The sequence below is a fragment of the Pusillimonas sp. genome, assembly GCF_035515275.1.
Taxonomy (GTDB): Bacteria; Pseudomonadota; Gammaproteobacteria; order Burkholderiales; family Burkholderiaceae_B; genus Pusillimonas.
The window spans coordinates 1-4204 of the sequence record NZ_DATJBQ010000003.1 but is presented as its reverse complement, the minus strand read 5'-3'; the positions used below and the strand labels follow the sequence as shown (position 1 = coordinate 4204).

Annotated in this window: 4 protein-coding genes; all 4 read right to left on the bottom strand. The window is 61.2% G+C overall.

The window, feature by feature from the left end; translation table 11 throughout:
- Positions 1-1739, bottom strand: a 1739-nt coding sequence (mutL, locus tag VL003_RS00240; RefSeq protein ID WP_325438399.1) for a DNA mismatch repair endonuclease MutL, incomplete at its 3' end; no start/stop codon positions are given.
- A gap of 20 nt (positions 1740-1759) precedes the next feature.
- Entirely contained in the window at positions 1760-2383 is a 624-nt protein-coding gene (locus VL003_RS00235) for an exopolysaccharide biosynthesis protein (protein ID WP_325438397.1), read from the bottom strand.
- 88 nt (positions 2384-2471) lie between these two features.
- A complete protein-coding gene (locus tag VL003_RS00230) occupies positions 2472-3845 on the bottom strand; it encodes an N-acetylmuramoyl-L-alanine amidase (RefSeq protein WP_325438395.1) in 1374 nt (457 codons plus the stop codon).
- The coding region (gene tsaE, locus VL003_RS00225; protein WP_325438393.1) for a tRNA (adenosine(37)-N6)-threonylcarbamoyltransferase complex ATPase subunit type 1 TsaE at positions 3776-4204 on the bottom strand (429 nt) is incomplete at its 5' end. The genes tsaE and VL003_RS00230, both read right to left, overlap by 70 nt.

Below are 4204 nucleotides of genomic sequence, written 5' to 3'. Positions count from 1 at the left end.
GAACCGTGGCAGGCCATGGTGGCTAGCAGGGTGTTGCGTTGCTCGGTCAGCAAAGAAGAACTTCCAACTTGACCCAGGTCGCGCAATACGCCGCGGCTGAGCGACTCGATGTCGCCGTTGGCCAGCAAGGCCGGAACGGCGCGCACCATAATGGCTGCTGGCCCGGAAGGGCGCAGGATCAACCCCAGTTCGGCCAGCGCAGCTTCATGCTCCTCGATCAAGCCAAGCTCTTTTTCGCTGGCTGAAAACACCACAGGCACAAGCAATTCCTGGCGCGGCAACTCGCGCGAATCCAAGGCGTTTTTAAGTTGCTCGTACATGACTCTTTCGTGGGCCGCGTGCATGTCGACCAGGATCAGGCCGTCTCGATTCTGAGAGAGTATGTAAACGCCGTGAAGCTGGCCCAGCGCCATGCCCAGCGGGAAGTCGTCATCGGGTAACTGAGGGGGTTTGATCCCCGCGCCGACCAATTCGGCGGCAGGCGTTTGAAGCGGCTGATAAAGGGTCTTCCAGTCGTTGGGGCGTCCGGGTTCGTGGTCGTTCAAACGAAAAGCCGCTTGCCGATGGGTTGGCGGGTAAGTGTGTTCCGAGCGAAGGCCGGCCGGGGGGCCCGGCTCACCCGGCCAGGGCAACGTTTGCCCAGATACGTCGCGCTCAGGTGCCAGGGGTGTGCCGTGCATGCCTGCATTGAACGGCGCGGCGCCCTCGCTTGCCGCCCCGGCGGGAATGGCGGTGGCGTGGGCTGCAGCGCCGGCCGCATGTGCAAGCGCCTGACCCACCGCCTGCGACACGAAGCGGTGCACGGCTCCGCTTTCACGGAAACGTATCTCGTGTTTGGCGGGATGCACGTTTACATCGACGGTGGCGGGGTCGACCGACAGAAAAAGCACGTAGGCCGGCTGGCGATCGCCATGCAGCACGTCGGCGTAAGCCTGCCGGATCGCATGTGCAACCACGCGGTCACGGACAAAGCGGCCATTGACATAGAGATACTGGCGGTCGGCCCGCGACCGGGCATGAGCCGGTCGAATCACGACGCCGCGCAAGCTGATCAGCCCTGACTCCAGATCGACTTCCAGACTCTGTTCGCAGAACTCGCGCCCCAGCACGTCGAGCACACGCTGCTGTATGGAGCCCGCCCGCCAATGCTTTTGCGGCTTGTCGTTATGAAACAGGCGAAAGGTAATATGCGGCTGAGCCAGGGCGATGCGTTCGAGCGCATCGACACAATGGCCATATTCGGTGGCTTCGGCCCGCAGGAATTTCCGGCGCGCGGGGATGTCGTGAAAGATCTGGCGAATGTCGACGGTGGTGCCCACTGCGCCGGCTGCCGCTTCAGGGTCGGTGGCGCCCGGAAGCAGTTGCCAGGCGTGAGTGTCGTCGGCGGTTCGTGACACGATCGACAGGCGGGCAACCGAAGCGATGGAGGCCAGGGCCTCGCCTCGGAAACCCATCGAGGCGACCGACTCAAGTTCGTCCAGCGAATGTATCTTGCTGGTGGCATGACGCGTCAGGGCCAGGTGCAGTTCGTCGCGGGCAATGCCCGAGCCGTTGTCGCTGACCGCAATGCGGCGTATGCCGCCGCCTTCCAGCCGGATCTCGATGCTTTGGGCACCCGCGTCGATCGCGTTCTCGAGAATTTCTTTCAGTACGGAAGCGGGGCGCTCAATGACCTCGCCGGCGGCAATCTGACTGACCAGCAGATCGGGAAGGGGGGCAATGGAACGACGAATGGACATGGGTTTGTACGGCTAATCGATTAGCCCAATAGGGCGCCGCCCGCCCGCCATGCGGCGTATAGCAAGACTGAAAAATACACGACGGTGAGCACCGTGGCGATATAGCCCAGCACAACGAACAGGCCGTCGCGTTGCAGCATGCCCATGGTCAGCAACAGAATGGCGATTGCGGGCGCGGTGTTAGAGAAAGGCACCAGGCCGAAGGGAGCCATAAGCAGCAGCGCCGCAAAAACCAGTACCACTCCGTTGAAACGAGCCATGGCCCCGGCGGTAAGCAGGGGTGCTCGGGGTGACACCCAGGCGTCCAGCCGCGATACGATGGACACGCCCTTGCGCAATGCCGGCAGCAACTTTGCTGTTTCAAGAGGGCGATCAAGAATGCGCTTGGGCAACCAGGGCAGGCGGTTTACGGTAATGGAAATGCCCAGCAGCACAATGGCCGCGCCAAACACGGTAGAGACGCCGGGTATGGACACGGGAATCAGAAAGGGCAGCGTGGCAATGGCGCACAACACCAGCAGGCCCTGTTCGCCGATGGCTATCATGAGATTGCGCAGCGTGACGGTTTCACCCGTGATGCCGTCTATTGCGCGCGTAAGCGTCTCGCCCAGCGGGGTACGGGTGTCGTTGAATTCAAATTGCATCTGGCTTTTTGGGGTGGGTTGGTTGGCCTTATGGTAGCAGTTTAACCTTCCCGTTTGCGGCGGCCCGTCGTGGCCGCCGTGCCCCCCGCTAGGCGCGTCGAGCCAGCCCGGGGCTGGATGCAAAGTAGCCGCTGATGCCCTCCAGCATGGCCTGGGCAATACGCTCTTGGTGCGCGGGGCTTCGCAGCAGGCGCTCTTCTTCGGGGTTGCTGATGAACGCAGTTTCCACCAGGATGGACGGGATATCCGGGGCCCTGAGCACGGCAAACCCGGCGCGTTCCACGCTTTTCTTGTGCAGTCGGTTTATTTTGCCGATTTCCGACAAGATATTGCCGCCCACTTTCATCGAGTCGTTGATCTGAGCCGTGGTGGACAGCTCGAGCAGCACCTGGGCCACCTGTTTATTGTGCGACCCCAGGTTCACGCCGCCGATCAGATCGGCCTCGTTCTCGCGTTTGGCCAGAATGCGCGCCAAGCTGCTGGTGGCCCCGTTCTGAGACAAGGCATATACCGATGAGCCACGTGCGCTGGGCTTGATCCACGCATCAGCATGAATCGAGACGAAAAGGTCTGCCTTGACGCGACGTGCTTTTTGCACACGCACGTGCAGGGGCACGAAAAAATCCCTGTCGCGCGTCATGTAAGCGCGCATATTGGGTTGCGCGTCGATCAGTTTCTTCAGCCTGCGGGCAATGCTGAGCACGATGTCTTTTTCGTACGTGCCTCGAGGGCCGATGGCCCCTGGGTCTTCACCGCCATGACCTGGATCCAGGGCGATCAGAACGGGTCGGGTGGCGGGGGCCGGAGACGCGGCGACCGGCGGCTGTGGGGTGGGCGCGGAGGGCTTTTTTGCGATCGACGGTGTCGAGGGCAGTTTCTGACCGTCGACCGAGGGAATCGGAGCGGTACCGGGCGAGTTCTGAGCCAGGCTTTCCAGCACGTCTGCCAAGGGGTCTTCGTCTTGGAACGAGTTGGCGATGGCCACAAGAGGGTCTTGTGCCACCTGGGGATAAAGGTCGAGTACCAGGCGGTACTTATATTCCCCTATGGGCTTGAGCGTAAAAACCTGGGGGGCGATGGGTTGCTTGAGGTCAAGCACCATGCGAATGACGTCAGGCCGATTCTGGCCTACCCGAACCGAGGCAATGTACGGGTCGTTGGGGCGCACTTTCGAGACCAGGTCATTGAGCTTGTTGCTCATGCTCAGGCCGTCAATATCGACCACAAGCCGGTTGGGGTTATCGAGCGTGAAATGTTCGGCCTTCAGCTCGCTGTCCATCTCGAGCGTAACGCGGGTGTATTCATCGGCCGGCCAGGTGCGTACTGCCAGAATGGTACCTGCCCTGGCGATACTGGGCACGACAGGCAGCACCAGCAAAGTGGTGGCTGTGGCTAAGAGCCGCCGGCGGGCGTGTCCGTGGGCGGAAATTCCTGCGGGGGAAGCACCAGTGAAGTCAGCCATGATTTTCCTTTGTTGCTATAGGCGGTAAGCCGCGCCGATCGACCGGCACCCGAATAATCCAGATAGATCTCCAGGTCAGGGGGCGGTAACAGCGGGCCCGCTTGTTCAGGCCACTCGATGAGCACAACTGCTTGTTTTTGCAGGAGATCTCGGAATCCTGCGTCTATCCACTCCCTGGGATCGCTAAATCTATAAAAATCAAGATGATAGAAGTATAAGTTAGAAACTTTATAGCTTTCAAGCAGCGCGTAGCTCGGGCTCTTGATACGCCCGGTGACCCCGCAGGCCCGCAGCAGGGCTCGGGCCAGGTGAGTTTTGCCGGCACCCAGGTCGCCTTTGAGATGGATGTGGGCGCCCAC